Raw genomic sequence first — 13,728 nt, forward strand, 5'->3', positions numbered from 1 at the left:
GCGCATCCTTGGCGGGATCAGAGGGGACACGCCATGAGCGAGCCTGATCTCTATCTGCTTGGGCGCGCCGGGCCCGAGGAAGAACGCCTGAAACGGCAGATTGCAAATCTCGCCCCGGACTCCGACCAGCAGCTCGGAAAAGTCGGCATCCGGGCGGGCGAGCGCGTGATCGATCTCGGCTGCGGCCCCGGCGGCGTGCTGCATCTCCTCGGCAAACGCGTCGGACCGACCGGCTCTGTGCTCGGCATCGAACGCGATCCGTATTTCGTCGCGCTTGCCCGCCGCTTCGTCGAAAGCCACGCGCTTCCCCAGGTGGAGGTGCGCGAGGGTGACGCCTATGCCACCGGCCTGCCGCGCCGGTCGTTCGACGGGGCCCACATGCGGCTGGTGCTTGTCAACCTGCCGCGGCCGGAGCTGATCGTGCTCGAAATGGTGTCGCTGGTAAAACCGGGCGGCTGGATCGCCAGCTTCGAAGCCGATTTCCTGGGGCATGTTTGCGACCCGCCGCTTGCGGCCTGGGACCGGCTGCTTGCCGCCTATGTCGCCTATTCCGCAGCAAGGGGCATCGATCTGCATGTCGGCCGACGCGTGCATCGGCTGTTCCGGAAAGCCGGCATTGAGGCGATTTCAGTCGATGCGGTCGAGCATGTCTATCCGCCCGGTCACGACCGCCGCCCGATCCTCAAAGATTTCATCAACAACGTTCGCGACGGGCTCGTCGGCGAAGGCTTCATCGGCCAGGCCGAACTCGACGCCGACATGGAGGCGCTGGACCGGCACCTTGCCGACCCGCACGTGCTCGTCACCTCACATCTGTTCTTCCGGCTGACCGGCCGCGTCCCCGAAACGTTCGTTGTCACGGGTTGAAGCGCTCCGCAGCCGCGTTATCCGCCTTCAGGCGGCTGCACTCGCGCGCCGGTGCGCCAGGCGCTCGCCGACGATGATCAGCAGGCCGGCCGCAAAGATCAGGCCGGCGCCGGCGAAGACGTTAGAGGCCGGGACATCGCCCCAGATCAGGAAGCCGAGGCCGAAGGCCCAGACGAGCGAAGTATATTCGAAGGGTGCAATCACCGAGATCGGCGCGCGGCGCATGCCTTCGAACAGAGCGTACTGGGCAATGCCCGCGATGACGCCGGTGCCGGCCATCAAGGCGACATCGAAGACCGCCGGAGGCGTCCAGAAGAAGCCAACCGCCAGGCCGGTCATGGCGATGAAGAAGACATTGGAGATCGTCATCTGCACCAGGGTCGTTTCCTGGAGCGCGGTCTTGCGCAACATCACCGTGCCGATCGCCCAGAAGACGGCTGCGGTGAGCGCCAGGAATACCGGCATCGACAGCTTCATGCCGGTCCCGAGCGGATCGCAGGCAATCAGCACGCCGACGAAGCCGATGAAGACGGCGAACCAGCGGATCGGCGGCACGTCTTCCTTGAGGATCGGCACCGCGAGCAGCGTCACGATGATCGGCGCGGCGTAGTAGAGCGTCGTCATCTCGGCGAGGCCGAGGTCGCGCGCCGCGTCGAAATAGGAAAGCCAGGCGGCGAGCAGCAGGAGGTTGCGCACGAAGAGCGGCTTGATCACCGGGGACGAGACGGCGCTGCGCACCAGCTTGCCACGGCCGATGACGAGGCAAAGCACGAGGATGGTGATGCTTCGGGTAAACAGAATCTGCCAGACCGAATAGCCGACGACGAGCCATTTGACCGACGCATCCTGCAGCGAGAACAGGAAATAGGAAAACGTCGTCATGACGATGCCTGACAAGACGGTCTTGTTCATGGGAAAGCCTCGATCGCGCCGGCGGAAGAGAAGCGGCAGCGTCCCGTCTGATAGCGCGGCCGCGACACACGCGGAAGAGGCATTCCGGCGGGCGCCTGTGGCGATTTCTTGCGGGTCGCTTCCGGCACGATCGGATGCCCGCTTGATGGAGATCAAGAACGGGCGCTTGCGCCGCTGCTAGAAGGCAGCGATAACGGCCACGAAACCCGGGTTCAACGACATGCAGCCGCTCGCCTTCGCCCTTGCCGCCCTGATCCTGCTCGCAACGCCGGGGCCAACAAACACGCTGCTCTGGCTGTCCGGCGCCTCTGTCGGATTCCGTCGTTCCCTGCCCCTGCTCACCGGCGAACTCGGCGGCTATCTCGCCGTCATCGTTCCGGCGGTTGCGCTGCTCGCGCCATTCCTCGCCGCCCATCCGCAGCTTGGCCTGGCGCTGAGGCTCATCGCGGCCTGCTGGGTGCTTTACCTCGCCTATGCGCTCTGGACCACCGATGCCGAGCGCAGCGAAGGCGTTGTCATCTCCGCCGCCCAAGTCTTCGTCACGACGCTGCTCAACCCGAAAGCGCTGATCGTCGCCCTGGTGCTGCTGCCGCAGACCGGACTGGCGGCCGTCTGGCCCTGGATCGCCGGGTTTGCGCTGCTGGTCGTTGCCGTCGGATCAAGCTGGATCGGCGCCGGCGCCATGCTGGTGCAGATGTCGAAAGGCCTGTCGACATCGCATCTGCCGCGTCGGATTGCCGCCGTCTGCCTCACACTGTTTTCGATGGGAATTGCCGGCAGCGCCATCGCCGCCATGCATTGAAATCCCCGGAGATCGGCACCGTCCCGCGCGGATTCACGGACCTTTTGAGCGAGGCTGCCGCGCGTCAGGCGGAGACAGCCGCCTCGCCAAGTTCCTTGGCCAGCGCCCCGAACAACTGTTCCCAGCCATCGCGGCGGTATTCGAGCTTGTCCAGCCCATCGAGAAACGCAACCTGTTCGGTAAAAACCAGGCACGTGCCGCTGCCCTCCGGCCGGATATCGACCGTGGCTAGGGAAGCGGAAATCCTCCTGTCGTTCTGCGCCATCGTGTAGGCAAAGACGATCCGGCGGTTTTCCACGATATCGAGATAAACGGTGTCGTCGTAATAGGTCGTCTCTTCGTCCTGAACGAAACGCCCGCTTTCCCGACCGCCGACGCGGAAGTCGTGCGTGATTTGAGCCCCGGCGTCGACATTGACGAACCAGCGCTCCTTCGCCGCCGGCTCGGAGAAGGCCCTGAACACCTGTTCCGGCGTCGCCTTGAAGCTGCGCTCGATGGTGAAGCTCGTATGTTCCACGGATCTGTCAGTCATGTGCTTGTCTCCTCTGGACCGGAAAACCGGTGGCAATTGCAAAACTGGTTTCTTTTAAAAACTGCTATAATTTTGAAAGCAGTTGCACGTTAGCTTCACTGATGCGATAATGCAAGCGGTTTTGAAGAGGTGCCAATGAAGGACGACATTCGCTCGGGTTGCCCGATCAATCTTTCGCTCGAGGTGTTCGGCGACAAATGGAGCCTGCTGATCATTCGCGACATGATCTTCGGCGGTAAAAGGCATTTCCGGGAATTGCTGCGCTCCCAGGAGGGCATCTCGTCCAACATCCTGGCCGACCGGCTGAAGATGCTGCTCGAACAGGGCATGCTGACCAAGGCCGACGACCCCACGCACAAGCAGAAGGCGATCTACAGCCTGACGGAGATGACGATCGCGCTGGTGCCGATCATGGCTCAGCTCGGCGCCTGGGGACGGCGCTACCTGCCGGTCAGCGAAGAGCTCAGCATCCGCGCCGAGCTGATGGAACAAGGCGGGCCTGAGCTCTGGGACCGCTTCATGGACGAGCTGCGGCACGATCATCTCGGCGCGCTGCTCGATGGTCCGCCGCGGGTGCGCGCCACGCTACAGGCTGCCTATGAAGAAGTAGTGGCAAGAAAGGCGGGAGAGAAGGCGACGGCCTGACACACGCCAAGCGTTCGCCACCCGTTCAAAGCCCGATCACCGACAGCATGACGAAGGTGGCGAACAACACGAAATGGGTCATGCCTTCGATGGCATTGGTCTGGCCGTCGTTGAGGTTGATCGCCGCGACGATCAAGGTGATCGTCACCATCACCGTCTGCACCGGCGACATGGCCATTGCGAAAGGCTGGCCGGTATAAAGTGCGATCGCCTCCATCACCGGCACGGTCAGGATGACCGTCGAAAGCGAGGCGCCGAGCGCGATATTGACCACGGCCTGCATGCGGTTGGCGAGAGCTGCGCGCATGGCGGTCATGATCTCCGGCGAGGCGGAAATCGCGGCAACCACGACGGCCGTGACCGCCGGCGGAGCACCGCTCCCCTTCAGGCCCGATGTCAGCAGCGACGACATCACTTCCGCCAGCACACCGATCAGCACGATGCCGAGGATCAGGATCACGATCGACGGCAATACCGGCTGGTCCGAACTGCCCTGTCTCGCGCTCCCCTCGCCCTTCGCCTTCGGATAGCTGTAGCTGAAGAAATAGCTGTGCACCCCCACCTGCATGCGCAGGAACAGGGCGTAGAGCGTGATCATCGCGCCGATGGTGAAGACCGAGTAGAGATGCCATTTCGCCGCCGGTACGAATTCCGGCACGATCATCGAAATCCCCATCGCCGTCAGGATCATCACACTGTAGGTGCGGGCGGAATCGTCGTTATAGGGCTGCTCGCCGTGTTTCAGGCCACCGAGCAGGGCAGCCAGTCCCAGAATGCCGTTAATGTCGAGCATGACGGCCGCATAGATCGTGTCGCGCACGAGCGTCGGCGAGGTCTCGCTCGTCATCATGATCGCCAGCACGACGACCTCGACCAGTACCGCCGAGAGCGTCAGGATCATGGTGCCGTAGGGATCGCCGACCTTGGATGCCAGCACTTCGGCATGGTGCGACACCCGCAGCGACGCCAGCACGATCGCGACCACCAGACCGCCAGCACCGAGGAGCGTCGCGAGCCGTCCCATCTCCAGAAGCTGATGCTCCAGCGCGATCCCGGCAACCGCGGCAGCAACGGCAACGAACAGCAGACGCTCCGATGTCATGCGCGCCAACAAAACGTTCCCTCCGGTGAAAGCCTGCTCTGTCCGTCAGGCGAACTATAGGGCCCGTCTTCCCCAATGCAAATGATGGGAAAAGGACTATTTTCCTTCGGATTCTTTACCGGTCCCCCGCGTTTCGGTAGTGTTGCGTTGAACAAACCCAGCAAGCGGCCGCCCTGTTCGGCCCGGACCTTTCGCATGTTGTCTCACGGCACGATCTGGCACGCCATCGATGCATTGGCCGAGCGCAATCAGCTCTCGCCTTCTGGTCTCGCCCGCCGCGCCGGGCTCGACCCCACCTCCTTCAACAAATCCAAGCGCCACTCCGCCGACGGGCGGGAACGCTGGCCTTCAACGGAATCGATCGCCAAGGTGCTGGAGGCGACCGGCGCCACCATGGATCAGTTCACCAGCCTGTTGAGCCCGGATGGCGCTCAACCCGTCCCGGCGGCTGCAAGCGCGGCAATCCCGCTGATCGGTTTCGCCCAGGCGGGGGCGGGCGGCTTCTTCGATGACGGCGGCTTTCCGGCTGGCCAGGGCTGGGACGTCATCGACTTTCCGACGACGGTCGAACGGCGGCCCGGCATCTACGCGCTCGAGGTCCAGGGCGACAGCATGCTGCCGCTCTATCGTGACGGTGACACGCTCATCGTCGACCCCGGTGCGCAGGTTCGGCGCGGCGACCGCGTCGTCGTCAAGACGCGCGAAGGCGAGGTCATGGCGAAGGTCCTGACACGCCAGACCCCGCGCACGATCGAACTCCTCTCTCTCAACCCGGAGCACCCGAACCGGAGCTTCGAGATCAGCCAGATTGAATGGATCGCCCGGATCATCTGGGCCAGCCAATAGGACGTTCTTCCTGATGCGGCAGCATTTATACACTCTCGCCGGCGGCATCGCCGCGATCGCGCTTTTCACCGGCATCCTCTATGCAGGAGCAGCCGCCATTCGCGACCGTGAGAGCGCGGCAACGCCGGACCTCGTGCTCGAAACGCCCGACATGACGGAATTCGAGACGGCGCCGGATCAAGGCGAGACGGGCGAAGACGTGCCGCTCGATCTCGGCACATCCTCTGGCGGCACCCCGGAGCCCGGTGCGGCAACGACCGGCGAGCAACCGCAAAACCCCGCGACGGAAAATGCCGCGCGCGCCATCGAGCCACAACAGTTCGGTTTGCCGGATACGGTGACCAGCGCGCCGCTCGAACGGATGGAGCCGCGCGCACCGCTGTCGGAACAGGACAAGCAGGCGAAGTCGGCGGCCGGGCCGACCATCCTCTACCGCCCGGTGGCTGCCGCCGCCGGCGTGATCCAATTCGACAAGCTGACGCTGCAGATCGACGGCATCGAGCCCGAGCAGGCGGACAGGACCTGCGAAACCGGCGGCAAGACCTGGCCCTGCGGCATCGTCGCGCGGACGGCCTTCCGGAACTTCCTGCGCGCCCGTGCGGTCAGCTGCGACATGCCGGAAGGGAGCGCCGGTTCTTCGGCCACCGCATCCTGCTCGCTCGGCGGACAGGACCTCGCAGCCTGGCTCGTCGACAATGGCTGGGCGACGCCGGTACCCGGCTCGCCGCTCGAGAAACGGGCCGACGCCGCACGTCAGGCCAAGCTCGGCTTCTACGGCGAGGACCCGCGCGATCTCAGCCACACGCCGATGACCTTTGACGATCCGACCCTCGGCACCGGGATGGACGAGCCGCAGCCGGACTTGTAAACAGCCGCGGCAACTCCCAGCTCTCAACCGTCCAGATCCTCTCCCTGTAGCGTTGAGACAGTGAGATGATCCAGCTCCTTGAAACTCTGCAATTCCGGATGAAACCGCTTCAAGCCGTTCCCGGAATTGCGCTACCGCCGGAAAGCCCCATGCTGCCAAGCCTCAGTCACCACGAAGCCCTCGTCTATGTCATGGTGATGATGTCGGCAGTCGACCGCGAAATGAGCGACGACGAATTCGCCCGCATCGGCCGGCTGGTGCAGTTCCTGCCCGTCTTCGAGGGGTTCGATGAGGACCAGCTCGTGCTCATCGGCCACGAATGCTCGGCCCAGCTCGCGGCTCCCGAAGGGCTGGACATCGCCTTGGAAATCGTGCGCGAGGCGCTTCCGGAAAAATACCACGAGACGGCCTATGCGCTCGCGGTCGAAATCGCCGCGGCGGACCAACGTATCCGCAACGAGGAGATCCGCCTGCTGCAGTTGCTGCGCGATCGCCTGGGTCTCGACAAGCTCACCTGCGCGGCTATCGAGCGCGGGGCGCTTGCCCGCTTCCGCCGATAGCCTATCCCACCCTGGCCTAACCCAGGTGCATTGCCCTCAGTAGATGCCGTTCGGGAAATAGCGCAGGTAGATTTCCTCGAGCCGACCGCTGCGCGACAGCGCCAGCAGAGCGTGGTCGATGGCCTGGGTCAGGGCCGGTTCGGATTTGCGGTTCATGATCGTCAGGCCTTCGCCGAGAAAGCGCTGCGAGAAATAGGCGCCATCGACGAGCGAGCAGCACCCGCCGGCGGTCGTGCCTGAGACCCAGAAGGAAAGCTGCAATCCGTCGGAAAAGACCGCCGGCACTTCACCCTTCTGCAACGCCGTCAGCATGGCGTCGCGATCCGGGAAAACCTTGGCCTCGATCTTCGGGAAGAACGCCTTGAACATGGCCTCATGCGTCGTCCCCGCCACGACCCCGACCGCTTTCTTCCTGAGATCCTTCGGACCCGCCACGGCACCGGCTGCCTTGGCGTTGATGGCGAACCGGGCGGGCAGCCGCATGAAGGCGCGCGAGAAGCCGAAGCGCTGGCGCAACTCAGGGCCGACGGCGATGCCGGCGGCGACCGCTTCGCCCTGCCCCTGTTCCAGCGCCGGCAGGAGTTCCGCATAGGTCACGGCCTGGATCTGGCATTTGGCTTCGATGTCGAGCTCGCGGCAGATCTCGCGCACCAGATCGACGTGAAAGCCGGAGAGCTTGCCGGACTGGTCGATGAAATTGAACGGTGGAAAGTCCACCGTCGTCAGGAAACGCAGACGCGCCAGACCCGTGAGATCGGGCTTGGCGATGCGTTCGCGCGCATCGAACAGGATCGGCAGATCCTTCGGCTGCGCCGCCAACGGCGTTGCGATCAAGGACGCGCAGAGAGCGAACAGGGAAAGAAATCTCATGGGCAGCGGGCCGGCATGTCTCATGTGGCAGGGGCGGCCCTTAGAACCGCGGGATGATTCATCGAGCGGTAAAGTAACCGTCCGCAAGGCAACTGGCCATAGGCCTCGCGCGAACGCGGCAAGAGAGGCTTCAGGAAGAATTGGAGCGGGTGATCGGGATCGAACCGACGACATCAAGCTTGGGAAGCTGGCGTTCTACCACTGAACTACACCCGCGATGCCTGCGAAATTTCCCGAACCGAGACGATCTGTCAAGGACCCTTGCGCGGTATCGCACGAGGGTCCCACGCAAAATCTCCTACTCGGCGCGGAAATGCTTCGAAAGCTTGAGGCCTTGCGCCTGGTAGTTGGAGCCGACGCCGAGACCATAGAGGCCCTCGGGCCGTTCCAGCATGTGTTCATAGACGAGGCGGCCGACGATCTGCCCGTGCTCGAGGATGAACGGCACCTCATGGCTGCGCACCTCCAACACCGCGCGGCTGCCGGTGCCGCCGGCCGAGGCATGGCCGAAGCCCGGATCGAAGAAGCCCGCATAGTGCACGCGGAACTCACCCACCAACGGATCGAACGGCGTCATCTCGGCGGCATAGAGCGGCGGGACATGCACTGCCTCGCGCGAGACAAGGATGTAGAACTCGTCCGGATCGAGGATCAGTTCGTCGCGTCCACGGCTATAGAGCGGCTCCCAGAAGTCGAAGATCGCGTGCTGCGCCTTCTTGTCGACGTCGATGACCGCGGTATGGTGCTTGCCGCGGTAGCCGATCAGGCCGTCCGGGCCAGTGCCCTTGAGGTCGATCGACAGCGCAATGCCGCCACCGCTGACATTCGGGCGCTCACTCGCCACGAGAACGTCGCTCTCGTGCAGCGCCACCAGCGCTTGCTCCGACAGCAGCGATTGGCCCACGCGGAAGCGGATCTGAGACAGGCGCGAGCCACGGCGAACGACGATCGGGAAGGTGCGCGGGCTGATTTCGAGATAGAGCGGGCCGCTGTAGCCGGCTGGGATCTTGTCGAATTCCTGGGCGCGATCGGTGATGACGCGGGTGAAGATGTCGAGACGGCCGGTCGAGCTCTTCGGATTGGCCGAAGCCGACATGTCCGAAGGCAGCGCCAGGCTTTCCATCAACGGCACGATGTAGACGCAACCGGTCTCCAGCACTGCGCCATCGGTGAGATCAACCACGTGCAGCTTCAGGCGGTCGAGCTTGTCCGCGACCAGGTGTGACGGGCCTGGCATGAAGCTCGCGCGGACGCGGAAGGCCTTGGCGCCAAGACGCAGGTCGAGGCTCGCCGGCTGGATCTGATCGGCGTCCAACGGCCTCTCGCTCTTCAGGCGCCCCGTTTCGAACAGCGCGGCAATCGCGCGGTCGGCCAAAATCCCAGTGTCGCGGCCCATTGCAGTCCTCTTTTCAGTTGCGAGACAAAACCAAACTCCGGGAATTGACGCAAGCGCACCCTAGCAGTATTGAAGCTTTATCCCGTGGTGATTTGGCCGGTCGGCTTGCAGCCACGTTAAACAAGTAGCTAAAAAGGCCGGGTGTCAAAACCGGCCCGTTTACGCGGCCGGTTTTTTTGTTTTTGAAGGTGATCGTCCCATGAGCAAGAACTGGCGCCCGGCAACCCAACTCGTCCACGGCGGAACCACCCGCTCCCAGCATGGCGAAACGTCCGAGGCAATCTTCCTCACCCAGGGCTTTGTCTACGAGACGTCGGAAGCTGCGGAAGCCCGTTTCAAGGGCGAGACCGAAGGCTTTATCTACGCCCGCTACGGCAGCCCCACCAACGACATGTTCGAAAAGCGCATGTGCATGCTGGAAGGCGCTGAAGACGCGCGCGCCACGGCATCGGGCATGGCCGCCGTCACCGCCGCCATCCTCTGCCAGCTGAGGGCCGGCGATCACATCGTCGCTGCCCGCGCCCTCTTCGGTTCCTGCCGCTGGGTGGTCGAGACGCTGGCACCGAAATACGGCATCGAATGCACGCTGGTCGACGGTCGTGATCTCAAGAACTGGGAAAAGGCGATCCAGAAGAACACCAAGGTCTTCTTCCTAGAAAGCCCGACGAACCCGACGCTCGAAGTCATTGACATCGCCGGCGTCGCGAAGCTCGCCAACCAGATCGGCGCCAAGGTCGTCGTCGACAACGTCTTTGCAACGCCGCTGTTCCAGAAGCCGCTGGAACTCGGCGCCCATATCGTCGTCTATTCCGCGACCAAGCACATCGACGGCCAGGGCCGGTGCCTGGGCGGCGTCGTGCTGTCCGACAAGGACTGGATCAACGAGAACCTGCACGACTACTTCCGCCACACCGGGCCGGCCATGTCGCCGTTCAACGCCTGGACGCTGCTGAAGGGCATCGAAACCCTGCCGCTGCGCGTCAAGCAGCAGACGGAAACGGCCCGCCGCGTCGCCGATTTCCTCGCCGAGCAGCCGCAGGTGGCCAAGGTCATCTATCCCGGCCGCAAGGATCACCCGCAGGCCGACATCATCGCCAAGCAGATGACCGGCGGCTCGACGCTCGTCGCCTTCGAACTGAAGGGCGGCAAGGATGCAGCCTTCGCGCTGCAGAACGCGCTTGAAATCGTCCGCATCTCCAACAACCTCGGAGACAGCAAGAGCCTGATCACCCATCCGGCAACGACCACGCACAAGAACCTCACCGACGAGGCCCGCGAGGAGCTTGGCATTTCCGCCGGCACCGTGCGCTTCTCGGCAGGGATCGAGGACAGCGACGACGTGGTGGAAGATTTCGCCCGCGCGCTCAAGGCTGTCAAAGCCTGAGGCAACGAAAGATACGGCCGCCGCGACAGGACGGCGGCCGTCGATCCCCCGCGGCGCTCATGCTGCTGCAGCGCTGCCATCCCAGGTGGCGTCACCTGCGGGATCGAGAGGGCCCAAACAGCCGATCGGGATTCTCGCAAGCCATTGCCCAGGAATGGGTATGCACAATCTTGCCGTTATTCTTGACGAAACCATCTTGCTGTAGAATACCCTGAAAGACCTGAAGCAAGGTGTTGCCCATGTATCGCGCTTTGACCCGCGACATAGAAGTTACGGTGGAGCCGTACTATCTCGAAGAGCAGTCGGATCCCGATGACGGCCGCTATGTCTGGGGCTATCGCATCGTCATCTCGAACCATTCGGACGCAGCCGTCCGGTTGATGACCCGCTACTGGCATATCACCGATGAGAATGGGCAGGTCGACGAGGTCAGCGGCCCCGGCGTGATCGGCGAACAGCCGCTGCTCAATCCCGGCGACACCTATGAATATTCGTCGGGCTGCCCGCTGGATACGCCGTCGGGCGTGATGTTCGGCCACTACAGCATGGAAGCGGAAGGCGGAGAGACCTTCAACGTGGCCATTCCCGCCTTCTCGCTCGATTCACCCGGGCTCGTGCGCACCCTGAACTAATTCCAGGATTAAGTGGGAGGCGCTTTTCCGTCCGGAATTGCGCCCTTCAAATAGCGACCCCGGCCAAATGACCGGAGGCGCCCGCTACTGCGGACGCACTTCGCTTGCTTCGAAACGGTAGGTGGTGGAGCAGAACTCGCAAGTCACCTTCACAACGCCATCCTCGAGGGTGCTTTCGAGATCGTCCGCTTCCAGATTGGCGAGCACGGAACGAAGCTTCTCGCGCGAGCAGCTGCAACGGTCAAAGACCGCCTGCGGCTCATAGACGCGAACGCCGCGTTCGTGGAACAGCCGGTAGAGCAGCCGTTCGGTTCCGACCATCGGGTCCGTCAGCTCGTCGGCATCGATCGTTTCGACCATCACCTTGGCTTCCGCCCAGAGATCGTCATCCTCGAAGACGTTTTCGCCATCATCGCCGTCGCCGCCGGACAGGTCGGGCTGGCGCATGCGCTCAGGCGCTTCCGGCAGGAACTGGGCGACCATGCCGCCGGCACGCCAACGGTGGCGCGGCTTGCCGTTTTCGTCACGGTCGAGCAGTTCAGCAACACCGAGCCGGACCTTCGTCGGAATCTGCTCCGACTGGCGGAAATAAACGCCGGCGATTTCTTCCAGCGTGGCGCCGTCCAGCGCGACGATGCCCTGGTAGCGCTGAGTGTGAGCGCCCTGGTCTATGGTAAAGGCGAGCACGCCCTTTCCGAGCAGCTCATGCGAGCGGGTGCGACCATCCTTCTCGGCAACGGCCAGCGCGTCGGCATCATAGCGGGCATAGGCACGCACACGGTCGGGCGTCGAGAAATCCGCAACCACCAGATCGACTGGACCGTCGCCTTTTGTCTGGACGATCAGCTTGCCTTCAAACTTCAGCGACGTGCCGAGCAGAACCGTGAGAACGACGGTCTCGGCAACAAGCCGCGCGACCGGCAGCGGATAATTGTGGCGCTCCAAAATAGCGTCGAGCATCGGGCCGAGCTGTACGGCACGGCCACGCACATCGAGGCCTTCCACCTGGAAAGGCACGACGTGATCGTCACCGGCGAAGTCGAACTCACCAAGCCCTGGCGTCATGTCAGTCATGTCTTGCTCCTTGCATCAGCCAACTGCGTTGCGCCAGGGACATTCCTATCCCTCGGCGCAACGTGCCCGCTGTCTCAATTGATCCCGCGATGAACGGATTGTCCACCGGGCATGTGCCGTTCGCCATTGCGCCGCACACCACCCATGGCAGTCAGCGCTTCACTGTTGCCAGGAGCGCCCCGCTTGCCGCCTAGATCGTGTCGAGCAGCCGCAATGTCAATAGCCGCCCACGCGCCTAGCAAAGCGCTGCCCCATCGGCCGGCCGCGCAGCGCTCATCCCTGCAAGCCGCTTAGACGAGGCCCATGCACCAGGCGATGATCGACTTCTGCGCATGCAGACGGTTTTCCGCCTCATCGAAGACCACAGACTGCGGGCCATCGATCACCTCGTCGGTTACCTCTTCGCCGCGGTGCGCCGGAAGGCAGTGCATGAACAGCGCATCGGAGGCCGCACGCTTCATCAGCTCCTCGTTGACCTGATAGGGCTGGAAGACGTTGTGACCGCGGGCGCGGTGTTCCTGGTTCATCGACACCCAGGTGTCGGTAACGACGCAGTTGGCATTGGCGACAGCCTGCTCGGCATCATGACACAGCAGGATCTCGCCGCCGTTGTTACGAGCCCAGTTCAGGATCTTGTCCTGCGGCTCGGAACCGAGCGGCACAGCCATGTTCATGCGATAGCCGAAACGGGCGGAGCCTTCGATCAGCGAGTGCAGCACATTGTTGCCGTCACCGGTCCAGGCGATCGTCTTGCCCTTCACCGATCCGCGATGCTCTTCGAAGGTCATGATATCGGCCATGATCTGGCAAGGATGCGTATCGTCGGTCAGGCCGTTGATAACAGGCACTGTCGCATGCTCGGCCAGCTCCAGAAGACGACGATGGTCGGTGGTGCGGATCATGATCGCGTCGACATAGCGCGACAGGACCTTGGCGGTGTCGCCGATCGTCTCGGCGCGGCCGAGCTGCATTTCGGTGCCCGAAAGAAACAGGGTCTCGCCGCCCAGCTGGCGCATGCCAACGTCAAAGGAGACGCGTGTACGGGTCGACGGCTTTTCGAAGATCATCGCCAGCATCTTGCCGGCGAGCGGCTTCTCGGCGGTTCCTGCCTTGGTCGCCGCCTTTCGGACGCGGGCATCGTCAATGATCGTCCGGAGATCGGCGGCCGTCATGGCCGAAAGATCGAGAAAATGTCTGGTGCCTGCCATCGTACTCGGTTCCTGTCTGAAAAATCGATC

15 protein-coding genes, 1 tRNA gene and 1 riboswitch are annotated in these 13,728 nt (G+C 63.3%); of the genes, 8 read left to right on the forward strand and 8 right to left on the reverse strand.

Translation table 11 applies throughout. The features are described from left to right. Window positions 1-33: 33 nt before the first annotated feature. Entirely contained in the window at window positions 34-867 is an 834-nt protein-coding gene (locus AB4Z53_RS03000; protein ID WP_113536523.1) for a methyltransferase domain-containing protein, read from the forward strand. Window positions 868-894: 27 nt separating this feature from the next. Here AB4Z53_RS03000 and AB4Z53_RS03005 read toward each other — a convergent pair whose 3' ends face one another. Beyond that, window positions 895-1,779, reverse strand: coding sequence for a DMT family transporter (locus AB4Z53_RS03005; protein WP_441594588.1), 885 nt, complete (start codon window positions 1,777-1,779; stop codon window positions 895-897). 220 nt (window positions 1,780-1,999) lie between these two features. On the opposite strand from AB4Z53_RS03005, the gene AB4Z53_RS03010 reads away from it, so the two are divergent. Beyond that, window positions 2,000-2,581 (forward strand): threonine transporter RhtB, encoded by a 582-nt coding sequence (locus AB4Z53_RS03010; RefSeq protein WP_113536524.1) that lies wholly within the window; start codon window positions 2,000-2,002, stop codon window positions 2,579-2,581. A 64-nt stretch (window positions 2,582-2,645) separates the two neighbouring features. Here the strand turns inward: AB4Z53_RS03010 and AB4Z53_RS03015 are convergent, their stop codons facing one another. Then, window positions 2,646-3,113: an SRPBCC family protein gene (locus AB4Z53_RS03015; RefSeq protein ID WP_291149105.1), complete on the reverse strand. Its 468-nt coding sequence runs from the start codon at window positions 3,111-3,113 to the stop codon at window positions 2,646-2,648. Between the two features lie 135 nt (window positions 3,114-3,248). Here AB4Z53_RS03015 and AB4Z53_RS03020 point away from each other — a divergent pair, with 135 nt between their 5' ends. Continuing rightward, window positions 3,249-3,758 (forward strand): winged helix-turn-helix transcriptional regulator, encoded by a 510-nt coding sequence (locus AB4Z53_RS03020; RefSeq protein ID WP_291149102.1) that lies wholly within the window; start codon window positions 3,249-3,251, stop codon window positions 3,756-3,758. A gap of 25 nt (window positions 3,759-3,783) precedes the next feature. Here AB4Z53_RS03020 and AB4Z53_RS03025 read toward each other — a convergent pair whose 3' ends face one another. Further along, the gene (locus AB4Z53_RS03025) at window positions 3,784-4,860 is read right to left on the reverse strand and encodes a calcium:proton antiporter (protein WP_162768690.1); all 1,077 of its coding nucleotides are present in this window, start codon (window positions 4,858-4,860) and stop codon (window positions 3,784-3,786) included. 195 nt (window positions 4,861-5,055) lie between these two features. Between AB4Z53_RS03025 and AB4Z53_RS03030 the strand changes: the two genes are divergently transcribed. The 3 genes from AB4Z53_RS03030 (at window position 5,056) to AB4Z53_RS03040 (ending at window position 7,134) form a co-directional block, all read left to right on the forward strand. After that, window positions 5,056-5,706 carry a S24 family peptidase gene (locus tag AB4Z53_RS03030; protein WP_113536528.1) on the forward strand — a complete coding sequence of 217 codons (651 nt, stop codon included), beginning with the start codon at window positions 5,056-5,058 and terminating at the stop codon, window positions 5,704-5,706. Window positions 5,707-5,719: 13 nt separating this feature from the next. Next, window positions 5,720-6,574: a thermonuclease family protein gene (locus AB4Z53_RS03035; protein ID WP_441594591.1), complete on the forward strand. Its 855-nt coding sequence runs from the start codon at window positions 5,720-5,722 to the stop codon at window positions 6,572-6,574. A 149-nt stretch (window positions 6,575-6,723) separates the two neighbouring features. Next, complete coding sequence (locus AB4Z53_RS03040) at window positions 6,724-7,134, forward strand: tellurite resistance TerB family protein (RefSeq protein WP_113536762.1); 411 nt, start codon at window positions 6,724-6,726, stop codon at window positions 7,132-7,134. A 36-nt stretch (window positions 7,135-7,170) separates the two neighbouring features. Here the strand turns inward: AB4Z53_RS03040 and AB4Z53_RS03045 are convergent, their stop codons facing one another. From AB4Z53_RS03045 to AB4Z53_RS03055, 3 genes are all read right to left on the reverse strand, one after another. Then, window positions 7,171-8,004 carry a transporter substrate-binding domain-containing protein gene (locus tag AB4Z53_RS03045; RefSeq protein ID WP_113536530.1) on the reverse strand — a complete coding sequence of 278 codons (834 nt, stop codon included), beginning with the start codon at window positions 8,002-8,004 and terminating at the stop codon, window positions 7,171-7,173. A gap of 141 nt (window positions 8,005-8,145) precedes the next feature. Beyond that, a tRNA-Gly gene (locus tag AB4Z53_RS03050) sits at window positions 8,146-8,220 on the reverse strand. Between the two features lie 82 nt (window positions 8,221-8,302). Continuing rightward, window positions 8,303-9,400 (reverse strand): 2'-deoxycytidine 5'-triphosphate deaminase, encoded by a 1,098-nt coding sequence (locus AB4Z53_RS03055; protein ID WP_291149093.1) that lies wholly within the window; start codon window positions 9,398-9,400, stop codon window positions 8,303-8,305. A gap of 74 nt (window positions 9,401-9,474) precedes the next feature. Next, window positions 9,475-9,553: riboswitch (SAM riboswitch) on the forward strand. A gap of 46 nt (window positions 9,554-9,599) precedes the next feature. Between AB4Z53_RS03055 and AB4Z53_RS03060 the strand changes: the two genes are divergently transcribed. Continuing rightward, window positions 9,600-10,784, forward strand: coding sequence for an O-succinylhomoserine sulfhydrylase (locus tag AB4Z53_RS03060; protein ID WP_441594593.1), 1,185 nt, complete (start codon window positions 9,600-9,602; stop codon window positions 10,782-10,784). 239 nt (window positions 10,785-11,023) lie between these two features. Further along, entirely contained in the window at window positions 11,024-11,416 is a 393-nt protein-coding gene (apaG, locus tag AB4Z53_RS03065) for a Co2+/Mg2+ efflux protein ApaG (RefSeq protein ID WP_057248107.1), read from the forward strand. An 84-nt stretch (window positions 11,417-11,500) separates the two neighbouring features. On the opposite strand, the gene AB4Z53_RS03070 is transcribed toward apaG, so the two are convergent. Beyond that, window positions 11,501-12,490 carry an Hsp33 family molecular chaperone gene (locus tag AB4Z53_RS03070; protein WP_113536533.1) on the reverse strand — a complete coding sequence of 330 codons (990 nt, stop codon included), beginning with the start codon at window positions 12,488-12,490 and terminating at the stop codon, window positions 11,501-11,503. A gap of 290 nt (window positions 12,491-12,780) precedes the next feature. Further along, window positions 12,781-13,698: an ornithine carbamoyltransferase gene (argF, locus tag AB4Z53_RS03075; protein WP_113536534.1), complete on the reverse strand. Its 918-nt coding sequence runs from the start codon at window positions 13,696-13,698 to the stop codon at window positions 12,781-12,783. Window positions 13,699-13,728: the final 30 nt, after the last annotated feature.

Origin of the sequence: Ensifer sp. 2TAB8, assembly GCF_052115125.1 — a bacterium.
Taxonomy (GTDB): domain Bacteria; phylum Pseudomonadota; class Alphaproteobacteria; order Rhizobiales; family Rhizobiaceae; genus Ensifer.

Excerpts from the sequence above, each read along its gene's own strand:
- AB4Z53_RS03055 (WP_291149093.1), bottom strand. The coding sequence starts at position 9,400 with ATGGGCCGCGACACTGGGATTTTGGCCGACCGCGCGATTGCCGCGCTG.
- AB4Z53_RS03045 (WP_113536530.1), bottom strand. The coding sequence starts at position 8,004 with ATGAGATTTCTTTCCCTGTTCGCTCTCTGCGCGTCCTTGATCGCAACG.
- AB4Z53_RS03005 (WP_441594588.1), bottom strand. The coding sequence starts at position 1,779 with ATGAACAAGACCGTCTTGTCAGGCATCGTCATGACGACGTTTTCCTAT.
- AB4Z53_RS03015 (WP_291149105.1), bottom strand. The coding sequence starts at position 3,113 with ATGACTGACAGATCCGTGGAACATACGAGCTTCACCATCGAGCGCAGC.
- AB4Z53_RS03030 (WP_113536528.1), top strand. The coding sequence starts at position 5,056 with ATGTTGTCTCACGGCACGATCTGGCACGCCATCGATGCATTGGCCGAG.
- AB4Z53_RS03010 (WP_113536524.1), top strand. The coding sequence starts at position 2,000 with ATGCAGCCGCTCGCCTTCGCCCTTGCCGCCCTGATCCTGCTCGCAACG.
- AB4Z53_RS03035 (WP_441594591.1), top strand. The coding sequence starts at position 5,720 with ATGCGGCAGCATTTATACACTCTCGCCGGCGGCATCGCCGCGATCGCG.
- AB4Z53_RS03070 (WP_113536533.1), bottom strand. The coding sequence starts at position 12,490 with ATGACTGACATGACGCCAGGGCTTGGTGAGTTCGACTTCGCCGGTGAC.
- AB4Z53_RS03025 (WP_162768690.1), bottom strand. The coding sequence starts at position 4,860 with ATGACATCGGAGCGTCTGCTGTTCGTTGCCGTTGCTGCCGCGGTTGCC.
- AB4Z53_RS03060 (WP_441594593.1), top strand. The coding sequence starts at position 9,600 with ATGAGCAAGAACTGGCGCCCGGCAACCCAACTCGTCCACGGCGGAACC.
- AB4Z53_RS03000 (WP_113536523.1), top strand. The coding sequence starts at position 34 with ATGAGCGAGCCTGATCTCTATCTGCTTGGGCGCGCCGGGCCCGAGGAA.
- argF (WP_113536534.1), bottom strand. The coding sequence starts at position 13,698 with ATGGCAGGCACCAGACATTTTCTCGATCTTTCGGCCATGACGGCCGCC.
- AB4Z53_RS03020 (WP_291149102.1), top strand. The coding sequence starts at position 3,249 with ATGAAGGACGACATTCGCTCGGGTTGCCCGATCAATCTTTCGCTCGAG.
- apaG (WP_057248107.1), top strand. The coding sequence starts at position 11,024 with ATGTATCGCGCTTTGACCCGCGACATAGAAGTTACGGTGGAGCCGTAC.
- AB4Z53_RS03040 (WP_113536762.1), top strand. The coding sequence starts at position 6,724 with ATGCTGCCAAGCCTCAGTCACCACGAAGCCCTCGTCTATGTCATGGTG.